General features: G+C 72.2%; 14 protein-coding genes. 8 read left to right on the forward strand and 6 right to left on the reverse strand.

Annotation, left to right across the window (positions count from 1 at the left end):
* Nucleotides 1–50: 50 nt before the first annotated feature.
* The 6 genes from ACIPUC_RS17465 to ACIPUC_RS17490 all read right to left on the reverse strand — a co-directional run bounded on the left by ACIPUC_RS17465 (nt 51) and on the right by ACIPUC_RS17490 (nt 8,632).
* A complete protein-coding gene (locus ACIPUC_RS17465) occupies nt 51–1,628 on the reverse strand; it encodes a molybdopterin-dependent oxidoreductase (RefSeq protein WP_446590304.1) in 1,578 nt (525 codons plus the stop codon).
* A 73-nt stretch (nt 1,629–1,701) separates the two neighbouring features.
* The gene (locus ACIPUC_RS17470; RefSeq protein ID WP_446590305.1) at nt 1,702–2,883 is read right to left on the reverse strand and encodes an oxygenase MpaB family protein; all 1,182 of its coding nucleotides are present in this window, start codon (nt 2,881–2,883) and stop codon (nt 1,702–1,704) included.
* An 85-nt stretch (nt 2,884–2,968) separates the two neighbouring features.
* Nucleotides 2,969–4,003 carry a polyprenyl synthetase family protein gene (locus ACIPUC_RS17475; RefSeq protein ID WP_446590307.1) on the reverse strand — a complete coding sequence of 345 codons (1,035 nt, stop codon included), beginning with the start codon at nt 4,001–4,003 and terminating at the stop codon, nt 2,969–2,971.
* On the reverse strand, nt 3,996–4,349 hold the full coding sequence (locus ACIPUC_RS17480) for a hypothetical protein (protein ID WP_446590308.1): 354 nt from the start codon (nt 4,347–4,349) through the stop codon (nt 3,996–3,998). The genes ACIPUC_RS17475 and ACIPUC_RS17480 overlap by 8 nt, the downstream gene beginning before the upstream one ends.
* A 222-nt stretch (nt 4,350–4,571) precedes the next feature.
* Nucleotides 4,572–6,932, reverse strand: a complete 2,361-nt coding sequence (locus ACIPUC_RS17485) for an alpha-N-acetylglucosaminidase (protein ID WP_446590309.1) — start codon at nt 6,930–6,932, stop codon at nt 4,572–4,574.
* Between the two features lie 11 nt (nt 6,933–6,943).
* The gene (locus ACIPUC_RS17490; RefSeq protein WP_446590310.1) at nt 6,944–8,632 is read right to left on the reverse strand and encodes a ricin-type beta-trefoil lectin domain protein; all 1,689 of its coding nucleotides are present in this window, start codon (nt 8,630–8,632) and stop codon (nt 6,944–6,946) included.
* 182 nt (nt 8,633–8,814) lie between these two features.
* On the opposite strand from ACIPUC_RS17490, the gene ACIPUC_RS17495 reads away from it, so the two are divergent.
* From ACIPUC_RS17495 to ACIPUC_RS17530, 8 genes are all read left to right on the forward strand, one after another.
* Entirely contained in the window at nt 8,815–9,474 is a 660-nt protein-coding gene (locus tag ACIPUC_RS17495) for a TetR/AcrR family transcriptional regulator (protein ID WP_446590311.1), read from the forward strand.
* A gap of 15 nt (nt 9,475–9,489) precedes the next feature.
* Nucleotides 9,490–10,425, forward strand: coding sequence for a serine/threonine dehydratase (locus tag ACIPUC_RS17500; protein ID WP_446590313.1), 936 nt, complete (start codon nt 9,490–9,492; stop codon nt 10,423–10,425).
* Nucleotides 10,426–10,577: 152 nt separating this feature from the next.
* Nucleotides 10,578–10,943 (forward strand): hypothetical protein, encoded by a 366-nt coding sequence (locus tag ACIPUC_RS17505; RefSeq protein WP_446590314.1) that lies wholly within the window; start codon nt 10,578–10,580, stop codon nt 10,941–10,943.
* A gap of 248 nt (nt 10,944–11,191) precedes the next feature.
* Nucleotides 11,192–12,541 carry an ABC transporter substrate-binding protein gene (locus tag ACIPUC_RS17510; RefSeq protein WP_446590315.1) on the forward strand — a complete coding sequence of 450 codons (1,350 nt, stop codon included), beginning with the start codon at nt 11,192–11,194 and terminating at the stop codon, nt 12,539–12,541.
* An 8-nt stretch (nt 12,542–12,549) separates the two neighbouring features.
* Nucleotides 12,550–13,425: a carbohydrate ABC transporter permease gene (locus ACIPUC_RS17515; protein WP_446590317.1), complete on the forward strand. Its 876-nt coding sequence runs from the start codon at nt 12,550–12,552 to the stop codon at nt 13,423–13,425.
* Between the two features lie 47 nt (nt 13,426–13,472).
* Entirely contained in the window at nt 13,473–14,243 is a 771-nt protein-coding gene (locus ACIPUC_RS17520) for a carbohydrate ABC transporter permease (protein WP_446590455.1), read from the forward strand.
* Nucleotides 14,244–14,328: 85 nt separating this feature from the next.
* Nucleotides 14,329–17,352 (forward strand): alpha-mannosidase, encoded by a 3,024-nt coding sequence (locus ACIPUC_RS17525; protein WP_446590319.1) that lies wholly within the window; start codon nt 14,329–14,331, stop codon nt 17,350–17,352.
* Nucleotides 17,353–17,729: 377 nt separating this feature from the next.
* On the forward strand, nt 17,730–18,779 hold the full coding sequence (locus ACIPUC_RS17530; protein ID WP_446590321.1) for a gluconolaconase: 1,050 nt from the start codon (nt 17,730–17,732) through the stop codon (nt 18,777–18,779).
* Nucleotides 18,780–18,789: the final 10 nt, after the last annotated feature.

Raw genomic sequence — 18,789 nt, forward strand, 5'->3', positions numbered from 1 at the left:
CGCAGGATGTCGCGATTGCCGGGTCAATCTACCGGCGGCGCCGCCGTGAGTCAGCCCGGCGCGACGCGCACCGTCACCGCGTGCCAGCCGGTCGCCCCGTCGGGCAGCGTCCCGACGCGCTCCCCGGTCTGGACGGCGCCGGTCCCGTCCGTGGCGCGGACCTCCAGCGTGTGCGAGCCCGCCGTCGCCTCCCACGGCCACACCCACTGCCGCCAGGTGTCGAGGCCGTCCGCGGCCCCGAGCCGCGCCTCCTGCCAGGGGCCGCCGTCCACCCGTACCTCGACCCGCTCGATGCCCCGGTGCTGCGCCCACGCCACCCCGGCGACCGCCACCCGGCCCGGCACGAGCGACGTGTACGAGCGCGGGGTGTCGATCCGCGTCTGCGTCTTGACGGGGGCCTGTTCCGCCCAGGAGCGGCGCACCCAGTAGGCGTCGTACGCGGCGAAGGTGGTCAGGCGAAGCTCGCTCAGCCACTTGCAGGCGGAGACGTACCCGTACAGGCCCGGTACGACCATCCGGACCGGGAAGCCGTGCGCGAAGGGCAGCGGCTCGCCGTTCATCCCGACGGCCAGCAGTGCCGCCCGGCCGTCCATGACGGTCTCGACGGGCGTGCCGATCGTCATGCCGTCCACCGAGCGCGCCACCAGCTGGTCGGCGGGGCCGCCCGCGGACGGAGGCCGGACCCCCGCCTCGCGGAGCAGGTCGGCGAGGCGGACGCCGAGCCAGCGGGCGTTGCCCGCGTACGGGCCCCCGACCTCGTTGGACACGCAGCACAGGGTGATGTCGTGCTCGACCACCGGGCGGGCGAGCAGCTCCCGCAGGTCGAGGGTGAGCGGCCGGGCCACGCCCTCCCCGTGGATCCGCAGCCGCCAGGTGTCGGCGTCCACGCGCGGCACCACCAGGGCGGTGTCCACGCGGTAGAAGTCCTGGTTGGGAGTGAGGAAGGGGGAGACCCCGGGCACCCGGAGGTCGGCGCCGGCGGGCACCGGCGGCGCGGGCACGGTGGCCCGGGGGAGCCGGAAGCGGGCCCGGGAGGCCGTCGCACCGGCGGAGCCGTACGCGCCGAGGCGCCGTCCGGCGAGTGCGGCCCCGGCCGAGACCGCCAGGGTGGCGGCGACCAGCCGGCCGAAGCCGCGGCGGTCCATCGCCCAGGCGCCACCGGGCGGCGATCCCGACGGGCGGGGACGCCGTACCGCGGTCACGAGCAGCCACAGCACCCCGGCCGCGGCCAGCCCGGCCGCCAGCGCCGGCAGTGCGTCCCGCGGGCCCGCCTCCGGCCGGCCGAGCGCGGCCGCCGCCCCCAGCAGTCCGAAGCCGCCCGCGACGGCGAGCCCGGCGGGGAGGCGGCGCAGCGCCAGCATCCCCGCCCCGGCGGCGACCAGGGCCAGGATCGCCAGGATGCCGAGCGTCAGCACCAGCTTGTCGGCGGTGCCGAACTGCCGGATCGCCCACTCCCGGACGGCCGTGGGCGTGGCGTCGACGACGGCCGCGCCGACCGCGGCCACGGGGGAGGACTCGGGCCGGACGGCCGCCGCCGCGAGCTCGCCCACGGCCAGCCCCGCGGCCGCCGCCACCAGCCCGCTGAGGGCGCCGAGCAGCCGCTGCCGATGCCTCCGGTCTGCTGTCACACGGCCAGTGTGACGCGCCCCCGCAAGCTCCGCGCACCTCGCCGCGCACCGTGTCGGGGGCCGGCTCCGCCCGTCAGTGCACCGGCGCGGGCGGTACCCAGCGCCCGGTGCGGGGCGGCTTCACCCCGTACTCGGTCTTCAGCTCCTCCGGGATGGCGTGGTGCATGACCCGGCCCCGGGTCAGCGCGGACAGCTCCAAGCCGGAGAGCAGCGAGCCCGCCTTGTCGAGCGCCCACTCCGCGTAGGGGCTGCTGTCCTCGATCGTCTCCAGCAGGCCGAGGAACACGGGCACGGCCTTCGCCGCCGTGTCCCAGGGAGTGCGCGGGATCTCCAGCCAGTCGCCGATGGTGTCGCCGACGAGGTAGCGGACGGTGGCGGGCACCATCGGGTCGAAGAAGGTCCCGGGGACCACGTCCTCGTACATCCGCATCAGCTGGGAGTTGAGGCGGACCCCCTCGGGCGAGGGGCCGAGGTTGCGCAGGAGGTAGAGGTCGCAGTAGTCGCGGGCCTCGGAGAGGTTCTCGGGTACGGCCGACATGTCGCAGCCCAGCATGGCCCCCACGACCCGCCAGGCGTAGAAGTAGGCCTCCGCCCCGTCCTCGCTCATGTGGATGCCGAGCTGGTGCATGGCGTCGAGCACCAGCAGCGAGAAGCAGACCTGACCCCCGATCATGTCCTCCTGGCAGATGGGGAGTCCGTCCCTCTCGACGTCCCAGTGGCCGCCGTGGCGCAGGTGGTGGCGGACCGCCGCGTGCAGCAGCCGCACCTTCTGCGCGGCCGGGATGAACTTGCTGCCCTCCGCGAAGGAGTTGGTCTGCATGAGGTAGGTGACGAACTGCCCGGTGTTGGCCATCCGGCGCGAGGGGTACGCGAGGGAGTGCGTCGAGGAGAGCAGCCGGGAGAGCCTCGGGATGGCGTACGTCGCGGGCATGGCGGCGAACGACAGGCCGGTGTTGATGTGGGCCGCGTTGTCCATGAAGAACAGCCGGGCCTGCTCCATGACGTCCCAGTCCACCCAGCTCGGCGGCAGGGCGGTCGCCTCGAAATAGGCCCGCGCGGAGGCCGGGAGCTGCTCGGGGAGCTTGTCCCCGGCGGTGGTGAAGAACCGCATCAGCGTGTTGAGGTCGCCGACCTCCTTGCGGTGGAACATGGCGGCGACGGTCTCGTCGGCGAGCGGATCCCCCTGGGTGAGCAGGGCGTCGAGTGCGGCGTCGTCGTAACGGGTCTTCGGCGAGGCGCTCTTGGTGGTGTTCACGTCGGTTGTCCTTCTCGTGTCTTCGGGGGCGGGACCGGCCGGCCGGGGGCGGTGACCGCGGCGCTGACGGCAGCGGCGGTCGCGGCTACAGCGACCGCTCGGCCGCGGTGCCGGCCAGTTCGTGCAGCGCGGACCGCGCCTCGGCGGGCATCGGTACGGTGTCCAGCGCGCCGGTGGCCCGGACGATGCGCTCGCGGATCATGTCCTCGACCTGCTGCCGGGCTCCGCACCGCTCCATCAACTCGCGGACCGCAGCGGCCTCTTCGAGGCCCAGCTCCGGGTTGCCGACGAGTTTGGCGAGCAGCCGGCGCTCGTCCGGGCCGGCCGCCGCCACCGTCAGCGCGAGCAGCGCGGTGGGCTTGGCGTCCCGCAGGTCGTCGAGGTTCGACTTGCCGGTCCTGGCCGGGTCGCCGAAGGTGCCCAGCAGGTCGTCGCGCAGCTGGAAGGCCTCGCCGAGCGGAAGCCCGTAGGCCGAGAAGGCGTCCAAAAGGGCGCGGGATCCGCCGCCGAGGGTGGCGCCCAGGTGCAGCGGCCGCTCCACCGTGTACTTGGCCGTCTTGTAGCGGGCGACCTCCAGGGACTCCGCCACCTGCGGTTCGCGGGCCGGCTTCGCGTCGGTGCGCAGCACCTCCAGGAACTCGCCCGCCATCGTCTCGCGCAGCAGCGTGGACCAGAGCGGCACGGTCCGCGCGAGATAGGCCCCGGGCAGGCCGCAGGAGGTGAAGACGTGGCCCGCGTATCCCATCAGCAGATCGCCGAGGATCATCGCGAGGGCGGTGGAGCGCTGACCGGCCGCGGCGAACGCGGCGTGCGCCGTGGGCTGCCCGTGCCGCGTCCGGCTGTCGTCGATGATGTCGTCATGCGTGCAGGCCGCCGCGTGAACGAGCTCCATCGCGGCCGCGGCCCGGATCACCCCCTCGCAGTCGGGCTGCCCCGCCGCCCGCCACCCCCAGTACAGGAACGCGGCCCGGATGCGCTTCCCGCGCGCCAGGGAGCGGCGCAACTGCTCCGACAGCGGGGAGAGCTCGGCGTGCAGGCCGAGCAGGGCCCGCTCCTCCTCGTCGGCCAGCCGGACCAGCACCTCGTCGATGCGCTCCTTGAAGCCGGTGTGGTCATGCACAGGGGCGGCCCTCGGCGGCGACGCGCTCGGCGGCCCGCCGGGCCATGGTCTCCAGGTAGTTCTCGTTGCCCACGCCTGCCCGGCGGGTGGCCAGTTCCCCGCGCTTGCGCAGCTCCACCACCCCGTCGGTGAGCAGCTCCCGCAGATCGGAGCGGCGCATCACCTGCTGCGCCCGGTCGGCGGACTGCCGCAGCTGGTCGAGGGCCAGGTCGGCCACCCCGGCGGCGAGCAGCGTCAGCAGCTCCAGGGGCGCGGCGGCCGGGGAGGGGGTCGCAGGCCGTTCCTGCTGCGGCCCTTCCTGCTGCGCCCGCTCCTGCGCGGAGTGCTCGTGTTCGGTCTGGGACATGTTCGGTGAACTCCTGCTCGCGTCCTGCCGTCATGGCATCGGAAGGGGCGACCGCCGGATCGCTCCGGTGGCCGCCCCTGATCGTTTCCGGGCCAGTGAACCGAGTGATGCTCCCGCGAGGCGATCCGCGGGGTGGGTTCTCCCTCGCACGAGTACCGAGATTCCCACGGGAGGGTGACGATCACCGGATGAGGTGATCGTCACCGCCGGCCGTGGTGTACGTCAGCCGGCCGCCGGCAGGAACGCGGCGATCCCGGACGCGAGCGCGTGCGGATCCCCGCTCGGGCCGGCCGGATGCCGGGTGGTCCGCCGGGCCCACTCCTCCTCGAAGGCGTGCCAGTCGATCGTCCGCGGCGCGGTCCGGCCCACCAGCGCCTCCTCCAGCGAGTCGAAGTACGCCTTCCACCGCCTGGCGTACAACTCCGATACCAGGCCGCTCCATTCGCGGTTCGCGTAGTCGTGCAGGAAGCCGTCCTCGCTCGTGCCGCGACGTCCCCACACGCTGAGGATCGAGCGCGCGTCGTACTCGTACCGGTCCTGTTCGGCCGTGTCGGCACCCCACGAGCGCGCCCCCGCGAGCCACCTGCCGAGCAGGAAGTTCGGATCGGAGCCGGTGACCGCGTCCAACTTCCGCTCCGCGTCCTGCCATTCGGCGGTCAGCGCCCGAAAGCGGGCCAGGTCCTTGGCCTCGTACGCCGCCTTGATCTTGGGGAGCAGCACCCGCGAGTGGTTGGCGAGCGCCTGCCGGGCGGTGTCCACCAGGTCGAAGCGGTAGGCGCTGGAGCCGCGCAGCCGCGGATCCACCCGGAGCAGGTGGTCCAGCGCCCGCCGGACCGCACCGGCCGGATAGCGCATGGACTTGGGGCTCCAGTACGCCGCTCCCGCCGCGGTCAGGCTCGGCCGGGCGGTGAACAGGCTGTCCTGCGACTCCGACCACAGCCCCGACGAGGTGCTGTACGGCCCCTTGCGCAGCTCCTCCCAGGCCGCGGCGGCCTCGGCGTCGGGCCGGCCGTAGCGGCGGGCCGCGAAGCCGGCGAACCACTGCCGCTGGTCGACCGGCCCCGGCTCCCAGGCCAGGTCGGTGAAGAGGTCGAAGGCGGCCGGATTGGTCCCGGTGCCCTCCGGCAGGTAGGCGATCCCGGCCAGGGCGCTGTTGCTCTTCGCCCGCCAGGGCCCGAACCGCTCGAGCCACACGGAGGTGTTCGCGCCGATCGTGGTGTGCCCGCCGAAGTTGTAGATGGTGCCCATCGCGTACGGGGCGCCGCCCCAACGCGCCTCGCGGTCCAGCCGGTTGTACCGGTCCGACAGTCCGTCCAGGATCAGCACCTTCGAGGTGTCCACCCCGGCGAGCAGCTCCGCGGTCGGATCGTCCTGCCAGCCCAGCACCGCCCACAGCGCCCCGGGGTGGGCTGCGTGCAGGGCTGCCTGGATGGCCCCGGCGGCGGACTTCACGTCCACCGACCCTGTCCGGCCGCCCTCGTGCAGCGGGCTCATCCGGTACATCGTGCTGTCCCCGAACACCGCCCGCTGCTCGGCGTAGTACGCGGCGGCCAGTTCTCCGAACGCCGGAGAGGCCGGGTCGAGCCAGTCCGGGCGGTCGAAGCCCGCCCAGTCGCCCTGCGGCACGGTGGCGGACCCCGGGTTCCGGGCGGCGAACCCCGGCGGCACGGTGCCGAAGTAGCCGGGCAGCACAGGGGTCATGCCGAGGCCGCGCAACTGCTCCGCGATCCGCCCGCCCAGCTCGGCGCGCTCCCGCATCAGCCGCTCGGAGACCGGCCCGCCGAAGCCGCTCAGGTTCTGCAGCAGCCACCAGCTCTGGTGCCCGGGGCCGGGTACCCACTGCCGCAGCTCCTCGGCGGAGTAGCCGAAGCCCTGGAGCGCCCGGTGGTACGGGTACTCGGCGCCGACCTGCACGAACACCTCGTTGATGCCGTGCAGGGCGAGCAGGTCGATCTGCCGCTGGTGCTCCTCGAAGGTGCGGTACGGCCCGGAGTACCCGTCGTCGGTGTCGTTGAGGGCGTACCGGTGGGGCACGAGTGCGCTGCGGGTGACCGGAGCGGCGACGCCCGGCAGCTCGGCGGGCAGCATGCCGATGCTGTCGCCGGGCCAGCCGATGTCCGCCCCGGCGACGTGCTGGAGGTACCAGCCGACACCGGTGAGCAGGGTGGCGCCGGTGCTGCCGCGCACGGTGATCGCGCCGGGCGTCCCGGAGACCGTGAAGGCGTCGGTTGCGGCCGCCGTGTCGGGTACCAGGGTGAACTGCCCGGCGTGGCGCGGCAGCAGCCGCTCCAGGGCGGCCCGCGCGGGCGCGACGTCAAAGCCGCCGGGCCGCGGCACGCCGGCCCGTGCCCGCGCGGGCGTGCCGGGCCTCGCGTCGGTCCGTACCTCGGCCCGCGCGTCGTTCGGTACGCCTGCGGGGGCCCGTACCCCGGCCCGCGCGGGCGACCCGGGGCCCGGGGCGGCTGCCCCGGGAGCCGCCGCCGCGCCGAGCAGGGCGAGCAGCACCGCGGGGACGGCGGCGAACGCGACGGGCCCGGAGCCGGACGGGGGCCCGCCGGGCGGCGTGCGCTTCGATTGCGTCATCCTCGGCCCCGTCAGACCGGGAGGGCCCAGGCCTGGTCGACCCGGTGCTCGCCGCACGGGGCCAGCCGGAGCCGCTCGGCCGGGGCGTCCGGGGTGGCGGCCGCGTCGGGAGCCGTCAGGCACATGCCGCTCGCCGCCTCGACGAGGGCCCCGCCGCGCCGGTGCGCCCAGGTCTGGCCGGGCTGCTGCTCCTCGGCGGGCGCGCAAGCGGCCAGCTCCACCCGCCCGTCCTCGCCCGCCGACAGGCACCGGCCGGCCAGCCGCAGGCTCGCGTCGTGGCCCAGGACCCACCGCTGGTCGGGTGCCCCGGTGCACGCCCCGAGCACGACCGCGCCGACACCCGTGGTGTTGGCACCGTCAGCGCACTTCGCGCCGTTCCCGACGATCTGCCCGGTCGGCACCGGCTGGGCGCAGCCGCGCGGGGTGAGCCGCCAGACCCCGGTGTCGTGGGCGCCGACGCGCCCGGTCAACGTGTCGGAGACCTCCCGGCGTTCCCCGCTCCACAGGTCCCGCGCGTCCGCCGTGCACGACGGCAGCCCGATCTCGTCGAGGGGCACGTTGATGTTCCGTGCGGCGCCCGAGCGGTTGAGCACGGCCACCGCCCGGTCGCCGTTCGCGAGCGGCCGGACGAGGATCTCGAAGGTGGCGTTGGAGGAGACCACCGCGCCCTGACGGCCCATGGGGTCCTGGTCCAGTGCGATCAGCCGGGTGTTGCCGAGGGCGGCGAGGCCCTCCGGGGTGAGCTCGGAGACCTCGGAGGACAGGATGAAGGGGGCCGCCATCATGGCCCACAGGGCGACCTGGCTGCGGCTCTCGGCCGCGCTCAGGCCGGGAGCGCCCGCGATCAGGAAGTCGGGGTCGTTCCAGTTGCCGGGGCCCGCGTAGCGGCCGAGCCAGCGGTTGTAGCCGTAGTTGCCCAGCACCGAGCTCCACCGGGAGGCGGCCGGGGCGGCCGGCTTGTACACCGTGATGTCCCGGCCCTCGCGCCACAGCTGACCGGTCTCGCCGACCCAGCCGAGGACCTTGTGCCAGTCGGAGCCGCCCCACTCGCCCTGCTGGAAGTAGGCGGGCGCGGAGGCCGACAGCACCATGTCCCGGCCGCTCGCGCGCAGGGCCGCGGCGACGGCGTGGTAGGCGTCCCGGTAGGCCTGCTCCTTCGTCTTGCCCTCCGGCACCCACAGGTTGCAGCCGTCCATCTTGACGTAGTCCACCTTCCAGGAGGCGAACTGCCGCGCGTCCTGCGCGTAGTGGTCCGCGCCACCGCCCTGGGGCGCGCCGCTTCCCGGATACTTCTCGCAGGTGAGCGAGCCGGCGTCCTGGTAGATGCCGAACTTCAGGCCCTTGGCGTGCAGGTAGTCGCCGAGCCAGGCCATGCCGTGCGGGAACTTCGCCGTGTCGACGACCAGCGCGCCCTGCGCGTCGCGGCTCTTGGTCATCCAGCAGTCGTCGACGGTCACCGTGTCGTAGCCCTTGGCGGCGAGCCCGGTGGACACGAGGGCATCGGCGTTCGCGACCACCGTGGCCTCGTCGATGTCGCACATGTAGTGGGCCCAGTTGTTCCAGCCCATGGGCGGGGTGAGGGCGAGCGGGGTGTCCGAGGTGGCCGTGGGCTCGGCGCCCGCGGGGGCGGGGGAGAGCGCCAGGGCGAACAGGGCGGCCGCGGTCAGACAGGGGAGCGAGGCGCGCAGGCGAGGCGGCACGGATTCTCCTTGACGTGGGGACGGGCAGTCGTGCGCCCAGTGCAGCGAGGCGACTACCCGCTGTCAACGAAAGTCGGCTGATATCCGCCATTGACCAGCAATATGGCCGCAATCGATGTCACACCAAAGAGGCTCCAGGGAGCGGGGGCGGATATGATACGTCGTATGTTACGGTGTATCTCATGCCGAGGAGATCATCCGCCCTGGACCAGGCCACCCCCGGGGCGATCGCCGTCGCCGCCCTGCGCCTCCTCGACGAGGAGGGGCCGGCCGCCCTGAGCTTCCGCGCCCTCGCCGACCGGCTCGGCGTCTCCCACGCCACCGTCCAGCGCCGCTGCGCCGACCTCGCCGGACTGCTGGACCTGTGCACCGAGCACCTGGCCGCGCAGCTGCCGGACATCGCCCCCGGAACCGACTGGGCCGACGCCTGCGAACAGCGGTTCGGCGCGCTGTACCGGCTGCTCACCGCCCACCCCGGGCTGCTCATCCTGCGCGGCGGCCGGCCGTGGCTCGGGCGGCAGCTGCTCGCCCGCCTCGTCGAACCCGCCCTCGCCGACAGCGTGGCCGCGGGGATGACCGCCGCCGAGGCGATGACCGTCTACCGCCGCATGTACCTGCTCACCCTGGGCAGCGCGGCCTTCGTGGACCACCGGGATCCGGCCGCGGCCACCGCCGCCTCCCGGGCCGCCCTCGCCGCCCTGGACCCGGAGCGGTTCCCCGTGCTCTCCGCGGGGCTGGCCGACGTACTGCCGCCCCTGACGGACCACGAGGTGTACTACGGCGCCCTGCGCCAGCTGATCGAGGCCGCCCGGCCTGCCCGGCCCGCCGGGCCCACCACCTGACTGGGGAGACAGGCCATGCAACCTGCACAGCAGCTCGACTACGCCGCCGTACGCGCCGCCGCCGACCGGATCGCCGGATCGGTACGCCCCGTCGCCGTGGCCCCCGCGGCCGACGGGGTCTGGTACGCCCTGGAGCACCTCCAGCACACCGGGTCCTTCAAGGCCCGCGGCGCGCGCAACTTCCTCGCCGCCCACCACCGGGCCGGCAGCCTCCCGGCCGCCGGGGTCACCATCGCCTCCGGCGGCAACGCGGGGCTCGCCTGCGCCTGGGCGGCCCGCGACCAGGCCGTGCCCGCGACGGTGTTCCTGCCCGCCAACGCCCCCCGGGTGAAGGTGGAACGGCTGCGCGGGTACGGGGCCGAGGTGCGGCTCGTCGGAGACCGGTACGCCGAAGCGCTCGCCGCCTGCGAGGAGTTCGCCGCGGACAGCGGGGCCCTGAGCAGCCACGCCTACGACCACCCGCTCATCGCCGCGGGCGCCGGAACCCTGCTCGACGAGATCCGGTCCGCGCTGCCCGGACTGGACGCCGTGGTCGTCGCGGTCGGCGGCGGCGGACTCTTCGCCGGGGTCGCCACCGCCGCGCGCGAACACGGCGTACGGGTGATCGCCGCCGAGCCGGAGAACTGCCGCGCCCTGAACGCGGCCCTGGCGGCGGGCCGCCCGGTGGACGTCGCCGTGGACTCCGTCGCCGCCGACTCCCTCGGGGCCACCCGGGTCTCCGCGGACGCGCTGGCCGCCGCGCAGCACGGGACCGTACGGTCGGTCCTGGTCCCGGACGAGGCGATCACTGCCGCCCGGCGGGCGCTCTGGGAGGAGCACCGGATCGTGGTCGAGGCGGGCGCGGCCACCGCCCTGGCGGCCCAGCGCGCGGCGTCCGAGCCGCTGGGCGAGCGGGTCGCCGTCATCCTCTGCGGGGCCAACACGGACCCCGGGGACCTGGTGCTGCCGTGACCGACCGGGCCTGAGCTCGAACGACGATCGTCGCGGCAGCCGACGACTTTCGAGGACAGCCCCGGGCCCCGCCGTTTGCGAAGGTCGGAGTGTCCGGGCGAACGACCGCCGCCGGACACGGAACGACACGGACACGACACGGAGGAACGGGCGTGGCACAGCGCAAGGGTTGTCTGATCGGCTGCGGGGTGGCGCTGGTACTGGGCACGGGCCTCGCCGTGCTGGCGGTGTTCGGCATGGGGAAGGTCCTCGACATGGCCGACAAGACCCTGGTCGACCCCAAGGTCTACGAGGCGGTGAAGACCGGCGACGCGGAGGGCGAGGTCCGGGCCAAGCTCCCGTCCGGCGACTCCTTCGTCAAGAGCGCCCTGAAGGACGGCGGCCCGGTCGAACCCGAGGGAAGCGCCTGCTCCTGGTACATCTCCAGCGGCGACACCAAGAACGGCAAGGAGACCGTGCTCCGGTTCTGCTTCAAGGACGGCAAGCTCGCGGAGAAGACCGAGTACCCGATGAAGTAAACCGCATTAGTTTCGGCTTCGTTATCGAATCGATATCACCGTCAACTGCCTTTGGGCTAAAGCGCATTAGCGCAGGTCGAGCTGGGCGCCGTGCGGGTCTTCCGGTGTCCCGGTACTGCTGTCGCGGCATTCCGGACCAGGGCATCACCGGCCACGCGGGCCGCTGCCTCATTGACGAGGTCTTGAATCCCGACGACCGTGGGCACCGCCTCCGGCAATGAGGCCGGACTTCTGCGAAGGCGGCGACGATGACACGTTCGGCCCCGACCTGTTCACAGCCGACCCGTACGGCCGTTGCCCTGCTGGTGGCCGGCGTCCTCCTCTCGACCGGCGCCTGCGGGCTGAGCGGTGGCTCGGGAGAGCTGGAGGAGGCCGAGAAGACGGGCAGAGTGGCGGGCGAGATCACCTTCCGCACACTCCAGTTGAAGCCCGCGTTCACGGCCTACGTGCAGGGCGTCATCGACGGGTTCGAGGCCAAGTACCCCGACGCGAAGGTCAAATGGGAGGACGTTCCGGGCGACGGCTACAACGAGAAGCTCGTCGCCGACGCCCAGGCCGGCGCCCTGCCGGACGTGGTCAACCTGTCCACCGACTCCTTCCAGCTCCTCGGCGACCGGGGCATGCTCGCCGACGTGGCCAAGCTCGACGGCGCGCTGGCCAAGGAGTACGTACCGGGCGCCTGGGAGCAGTTCAAGCTGCCGGGCAAGGGCGACGGCGTCTACGCCTACCCCTGGTACGTGACCCCGGAGATCCTCACCTACAACAAGGAGCTCTTCGCGAAGGCCGGCCTGGACCCGGCCAAGCCGCCGGCCACCGTGGAGCAGTTCTTCGACTACGCCGAGCGGATCGCCGCCACGTCCGGCGGCCGCTACGCCGCCTTCATGGCCGACCCCAAGGGCCGGCTGCCCGGGGACTGGCAGAAGATGGGCGTCCCGATCCTCGACGCGAAGGGGGAACGGTTCACCTTCGACACGGACCGGGCCGTCGCGTGGGTGGAGCGGATGAAGGACCTGTACGCCAAGGGCGCGATGCCCAAGGAGTCCCTCCTCAAGTCCGACGACATCAACCAGCTCTACGGCGGCGGGAAGCTCGTCTTCGGCCCCGGCTCCCCGGGGTTCGTCAAGGACATCAAGCAGAACGCCCCGCAGGTCTACGCGAACACCCGGGTCGCCGGCGCCGTCACGGGCACCCTCGGCCACATCGGCATCTACGCCCAGTCCCTCGGCATCAAGAAGGACACCCGACACCTCGACGCGGCGGCCGAGTTCGCCAAGTGGGTCACCAACGGCCCCAACCAGGTGGCGTTCTCCAAGAAGGCCACCATCTACCCGTCCAACGCCCAGGGCCTCGCCGACCCGTACTTCGCGGACAAGGGCGACGGCGAGGACGCCGAGACCCTCGCCCGCGCGGTCGGCGCCGAGCAGCTGAAGACGGCCGAGCTCGACGCCAACACCCCCGTCCAGTGGACCAGCCAGGTCGGCGACGCCGTCGTCCGCGAGATGCAGAAGGCCATCAAGGGCGAACAGGACCCCCGGACGGCCGTCAGGAAGGCCCAGGAGGAGGCCAACAGGCTGCTCGCCGACGCGGCCCGGAAGTGACCCGCGCGGTGCGCCACCGAGCCTGGTGGACCCCGTACCTCTTCCTCGCCCCCGGCCTGCTGATGGTGACGCTGTTCAGCCTCTGGCCGTTCGTGAACACCGTCATCCTCTCCTTCACCGACGCCCGGATCCTGCGCGGCGGCACCTTCGTCGGCTTCGGCAACTACACCCGCGCCTTCGCCGACCCCGACTTCTGGACCGCGACCGGCAACAGCGTGCTGTACCTCGCCGTCGTCGTGCCCTGCCTGGTCCTGCTGCCGCTGGCGCTGGCCGTCCTCGTACAGACCAAGGTCCCCGGCATCGGCTTCTTCCGCTCCGCCTTCTACACCCCGGTGATCGCCTCCGCCGTGGTCGTCGGCCTGATCTGGCAGTGGGTGCTGCGCAGCGACGGCCTCGTCAACACCGTCTTCCGGCAGCTGCGCATCGTCTCCGAACCGGTCCCGTTCCTGACCGACAGCACGATGCTGCTGGTCTCCGCGATGATCGTGACCGTGTGGAAGGGCCTCGGCTACTACATGGTCTTCTACCTCGCGGCCCTCGGGAACGTCCCCGCCTCCCTCTACGAGGCAGCTGCCCTCGACGGCGCCGGCCCCGTCCGCCGCTTCTTCAGCATCACCGTCCCCCAGGTGAAGCCGATGATGCTGCTGGTCGGCACCCTCTCCGCCATCTCGGCGCTGCGCGTCTTCACCGAGATCTACATCCTCGGCGGCGAGAGCGGCGGCCCCGGCGGCGGCGCCCGCACCCTGCCCTTCCTCATCCGGCAGGTCGGCCTCGGCTTCTCCGGGGAGACCGGTTACGCCTCCGCCGTCTCCATCCTGCTGTTCCTCCTGACGCTCGTCTTCAGCCTGCTCGGCCGCCGCCTGTCGAAGGGGGACGAGACGTGAGACGCCCCTGGATCGGCCTCACCGGCCGGTACGCCACGCTGCTCCTGATGCTCGTGATCATGCTGGGCCCGATCGTCTGGCAGTTCCTGACCTCGATCCGCGGCCGCACCGAGAACGTCTACGACGGCGTCCTGCCCTCGCAGCCCACCCTCGACAACTACGTCCGCGTCGCCGAGTCGTTCCCGCTGCTCCAGTACGTCGGCAACACCCTCGTCGTGGCCGTCCTCGCCGTCACCTCGAACCTGCTCTTCGCGGCGATGGGCGGCTACGCCCTGTCCCGGCCCGGCTGGAAGGGCCGCAAGGCCGTCTTCACCGTGCTCGTGGCGACCCTGATGTTCCCCTTCGAGTCGGTGATGATCTCGATGTTCCTCACGGTCCGCGAGATGGGCCTGGTCGACACCCTCATCGGCGTGTGGCTGCCGGGCGCCGTCTCCGTCCTGAACATCATGATCATGCGGGCGGCCTTCCTGGCCGTACCCAAGGAAGTGGAGGAAGCCGCGGTCCTGGACGGCGCGGGCGAGTGGACCCGCTTCACCCGGGTGTTCCTCCCCGCCGCCAAGGGGTCGCTGGCCGTCGTCTGCATCACCGGTTTCATGGGTGCCTGGGACGACTTCCTGTGGCCCCTGCTGGTCCTCACCAACAGCGAGCACTACACCCTCCAGCTCGGCCTGAAGACCCTGGCCGGCGCCACCACCGTCAACGACCAGCGGCTCATCGCCGCGGGCGCCATGGCCGCGCTCATCCCGATGATGCTCCTCTTCTTCGCCCTCCAGCGTTTCTTCTTCAAGGGCGTCGGAGAGGGAGCCGTCAAGACCTGAACCGCCGCCTCCGCGCCCTCCCGCCGCCTCCCCGCTCTCCCGCCCCTCCCGTGTCCCGACCCCTCTCCCTCCTGGAGCAGCCGTCATGCACGACGACCGCAGCATCACCGAACACCGCCTCCGCCGGGTCCTGAAGGAGCGCATCAAGCCCGCCGTCCACTCCGGTTCGGTCCCGCTGGCCCTCGCGCGCTGGGATGCCCCGGGCGAGCCCGTCCCCGTCGCCCAGGGCCTGGCGGCGGCGTACGAGCCGTGCGCGGCCGGCGAGCCGTGGGGCCCGGCCTGGGGCACCACCTGGTTCAAGGTCACCGGCACCGTCCCGGCCGGCTGGGCCGGCCGTACGGTCGAGGCCGTCCTCGACCTGGGCTTCGACCGGATGATGCCCGGCTTCCAGTGCGAGGGCCTGGTCCACCGGGCCGACGGCAGCGAGGTCAAGGCGCTGAACCCGTACAACGACTGGGTGCGCGTCGCCGACCGGGCGGAGGGCGGCGAGCGCGTCGAGTGGTACGTCGAGGCCGCCTCCAACCCGGTCCTCGTCGAGCACACGGCCACGTACGAGGGCGACCGGCGGACCAGCGGCGACCAGCCCCTCTACCGGATCGCCCGGATGGACCTCGCCGTCTTCGAGACCGAGGTCTGGGAACTGGTCCAGGACCTGGAGGTCCTCCACGACCTCATGACACAGCTCGACACCAAGGACGCCCGGCGGTACGAGATCCTGCGCGCCGTCGACGCGGCACTGGACGCCGTGGACCTGGGGGACGTGCCCGGCACCGCCGCCGCCGCCCGCACGTGCCTGGCCGGCGTGCTCGCCGCCCCCGCCCACGCCTCCGCGCACCGGATCAGCGCGGTGGGCCACGCGCACATCGACTCCGCGTGGCTGTGGCCGCTGCGCGAGACGGTGCGCAAGGTCGCCCGCACCTCCTCCAACATGGTCGGCCTGATGGACGAGCACCCCGAGTTCGTCTTCGCCATGTCGCAGGCGCAGCAGCTCGACTGGATCAAGACGTACCGGCCCGAGCTCTTCGAAAGGATCAAGAAGAAGATCGCGGACGGGCAGTTCGTGCCGGTCGGCGGGATGTGGGTGGAGTCCGACACCAACATGGTCGGCGGCGAGGCCATGGTCCGCCAGTTCCTCTACGGCAAGAAGTTCTTCATGGACGAGTTCGGCATCGAGACCCGCAACGTCTGGCTGCCCGACTCCTTCGGCTACACCGCCGCGCTGCCGCAGATCGTCAAGCTCTCCGGCTCCACGTGGTTCCTGACCCAGAAGATCTGCTGGTCCCAGGTCAACAAGTTCCCCCACCACACCTTCTGGTGGGAGGGCATCGACGGAACCCGGGTCTTCACCCACTTCCCGCCCGTCGACACCTACAACTCCGACCTGGGCGGTGCCCAGCTGGCACACGCCGCCCGCAACTACCAGGAGAAGGGCCGCGGTTCGCGCTCGCTGGTGCCCTTCGGGTGGGGCGACGGCGGTGGCGGGCCCACCCGGGAACACCTGGCCCGCGCCAAGCGCCAGCGGAACCTCGAAGGCTCCCCGCGGGTCGAGGTCGAGCGGCCGGACGCCTTCTTCGAGAAGGCCCATGCCGAGTACGCGGACGCGCCCGTCTGGGCCGGCGAGCTCTACCTGGAGCTGCACCGCGGCACGTACACCTCCCAGGCCAAGACCAAGCAGGGCAACCGGCACAGCGAATCGCTGCTGCGCGAGGCCGAGCTGTGGGCGGCCACCGCCGCGGTGCGGGTACCGGGGTACGCCTACCCGTACGAGGACCTCGAGCGGATCTGGAAGACGGTGCTGCTGCACCAGTTCCACGACATCCTGCCCGGCTCCTCCATCGCCTGGGTGCACCGCGAGGCGCGCGAGACGTACCGGTCGGTGCGCGAGGAGCTCCAGGGGATCACCCTGGCCGCGCAGACGGCACTGGCGGGGGAGGGCGGGCAGGCCCTGGTCTTCAACTGCGCCCCGCACGCCCGGCGCGGCATCCCGGCCGGCGGTGCGGGCGTTCCGGCCGGGGCGGGACAGCCGGTCACGGTGGAGGAGCGCCACGGCGGCGGCCACGTCCTGGCCAACGGCCGGCTGCTGGTGGAGATCGACGGCCGCGGGCTGGTCGTCTCCGCGTACGACCTGGAGGCGGGCCGCGAGGCGGTCGCGCCGGGCGGCGCGGCGAACCTGCTCCAGATCCACCCCGACTTCCCGAACATGTGGGACGCCTGGGACATCGACGCGTTCTACCGCAACAAGGTCACCGACCTGGTCGCCCTGGACGCCATGGAGGTCACCGAGAGCGGCCCCTCGGCCGTCACCGTCCGGGTCACCCGCTCCTTCGGCTCCTCGACGGCGGTCCAGTCGCTCACCCTGCGGTGCGGGGCCAAGACGCTGGACATCGTCACGGACGTGGACTGGCACGAGACGGAGAAGTTCCTCAAGGCGGCCTTCCCGCTGGACGTGAAGGCCGAACGGTCCGCCTCGGAAACCCAGTTCGGGCACGTCTACCGGGCCACCCACACCAACACCTCCTGGGAGGCGGCCAAGTTCGAGATCTGCGCCCACCGCTGGATCCACGCGGAGGAGCCCGGCTGGGGGGTCACCCTGCTCAACGAGTCCACCTACGGGCACGACGTGACCCGCGACATGCGGGCCGACGGCGGCCAGACCACCACGATCCGGCTCTCCCTGCTGCGCGCGCCCCGCTATCCCGACCCGGAGACCGACCAGGGCGCCCACACCCTGCGGTTCGCGCTGGCGCCGGGTGCGGGGATCGGGGACGCGGTCCGCGAGGGCCACGCGCTCAACCTGCCGGAGCGGGTGGTGAACGGCGCGGGCCCGGTCGCCCCGCTGCTGGCCGTGGACAACGACGCGGTGGTCGTCGAGGCGGTCAAACTCGCCGAGGACCGCGGCGGCGACGTGATCGTCCGCCTCTACGAGTCCCGCGGCGGCCGTGCCGAGGCCGCCCTCGCGCCGGGCTTCCCGGTCACGGCGGCGGTCGAGAGCGACCTCCTCGAGCGCCCCCTGCCGGGCGACGCCGTCGCCACCCCGTCCCCGGACGGCACGGTCGCCCTGCGGCTGCGCCCGTTCCAGATCGTGACGGTGCGCCTGCGCCGTGCCTGATCGGCCCCAAGGTCTGTCGTCAAGGCATCCCCAACGGAGTCGAACATACGGCCGAGACCAGTTCGAGCCGGAAAATGTGGTCCAGCGGCGCCTGGGCGGCCACGCAGCGTAGTTCCGGACACCGGCGGTGCCGCGCCGTCCCGACGGCCGCGGCACCGCACTTGTTGATCTTGGCCCCGAAGATCAAGGAAATGGTTTTCCCGGGACAGTGGCCCGACGCGCGGACGCGCCGGCCGAGCGGGATCAAGTGCCTGGTCAGCGGCGTCTGTCCGGTTGTCGCCCGGTGGCGAGTTCGGCCTGATGATCATCAGCTGCCGGATGCGTAGCGTCACCGATCGGCGACACAGGGAGGGCTGAAGAACATGGGCGACAGCAGTATGAGGAACGAAGTAGGCACCGCCTACATCAACGACGTTTTCATGCGCCACCCATTGACCACGCGGAACCAGGAGGAACTCGACGTCGCGGCCAGGGCCGCGGGCATCCTCCAGCGGAACCAGTTGCGGAACAAATTCAAGCGGACCCCCCAGGGCGGGGGCAAGCAGATAGACCCGATCGGGTTCTCCCTGAACAAGGTGCGCTACGGCGGCTTCCCCGAGGAAGAGGCGACCGCGCAGGAGCGCGGCTGGCGCGCGTTCATGAATGTCGGCGTACCGGTTGTCGAGGAGCGGAGCGACATCCAGCAGCCCCCTCCCGACATGATCTCCAAGCAGACGTACATCAACGGAACCGACCCGATCAAAATCACCGTGACGGACACGGTCGAATTCTCGATCTCGAACACGATCAGCTGGTCGCTCCAAGGGGAGGTGAAGCTCACCTTCGGGGCGAAGTCCATCGCATCGCTCCAGCAGCAGCTCGCGAAGAGCATGGAGATGAAGCAGTACCAGAAGACCACCCTCCTCAACAGCAAGGACAACCAGGGCGTCAACACGGAGTCCCAGACGGAGGCGACGGGCAACACCACGGCCACGAGTTCCGTCACCGGCACAGGGGAGTTGTGGGGAGAACTCCTGCTCGGGATCACCGGATCCGTCAGTGGTTCCCTGACCACCGAATGGAAGCACCAGTCGTCGGTCAGCTTCGAAGTCATGAGCCGGGCGGACGTGATGGCCACGACGCGTCGCCAGATCCGCCAGTTCGACTATGAATTCCCCGTCACCTTCGGCGGCTGGGTCGCCTTGTACTATCCCGAGCCGGTGGAGGTGGCCGAGACTCCGTCGAAGGCCCCCGGCCCGAAACACTCCAGGGTCATCGCCTGGAAACTCGGCGAATCCGCCCTCGATGCCGCCCGCTTCGACCTGGCCGACGAGGGAAAGCGGTTCCTGCAGAAGGGGACGGCCGAGATCGTCGCTGTCCGTACCGGAGAACACCGGGTTTTCCAGCCGGAAGTGCTCGACTACCAGAACCAGAAGCAGCCCCTCTAAGGGCTCGGGA

The sequence above is a fragment of the Streptomyces sp. LARHCF249 genome, from assembly GCF_052871255.1.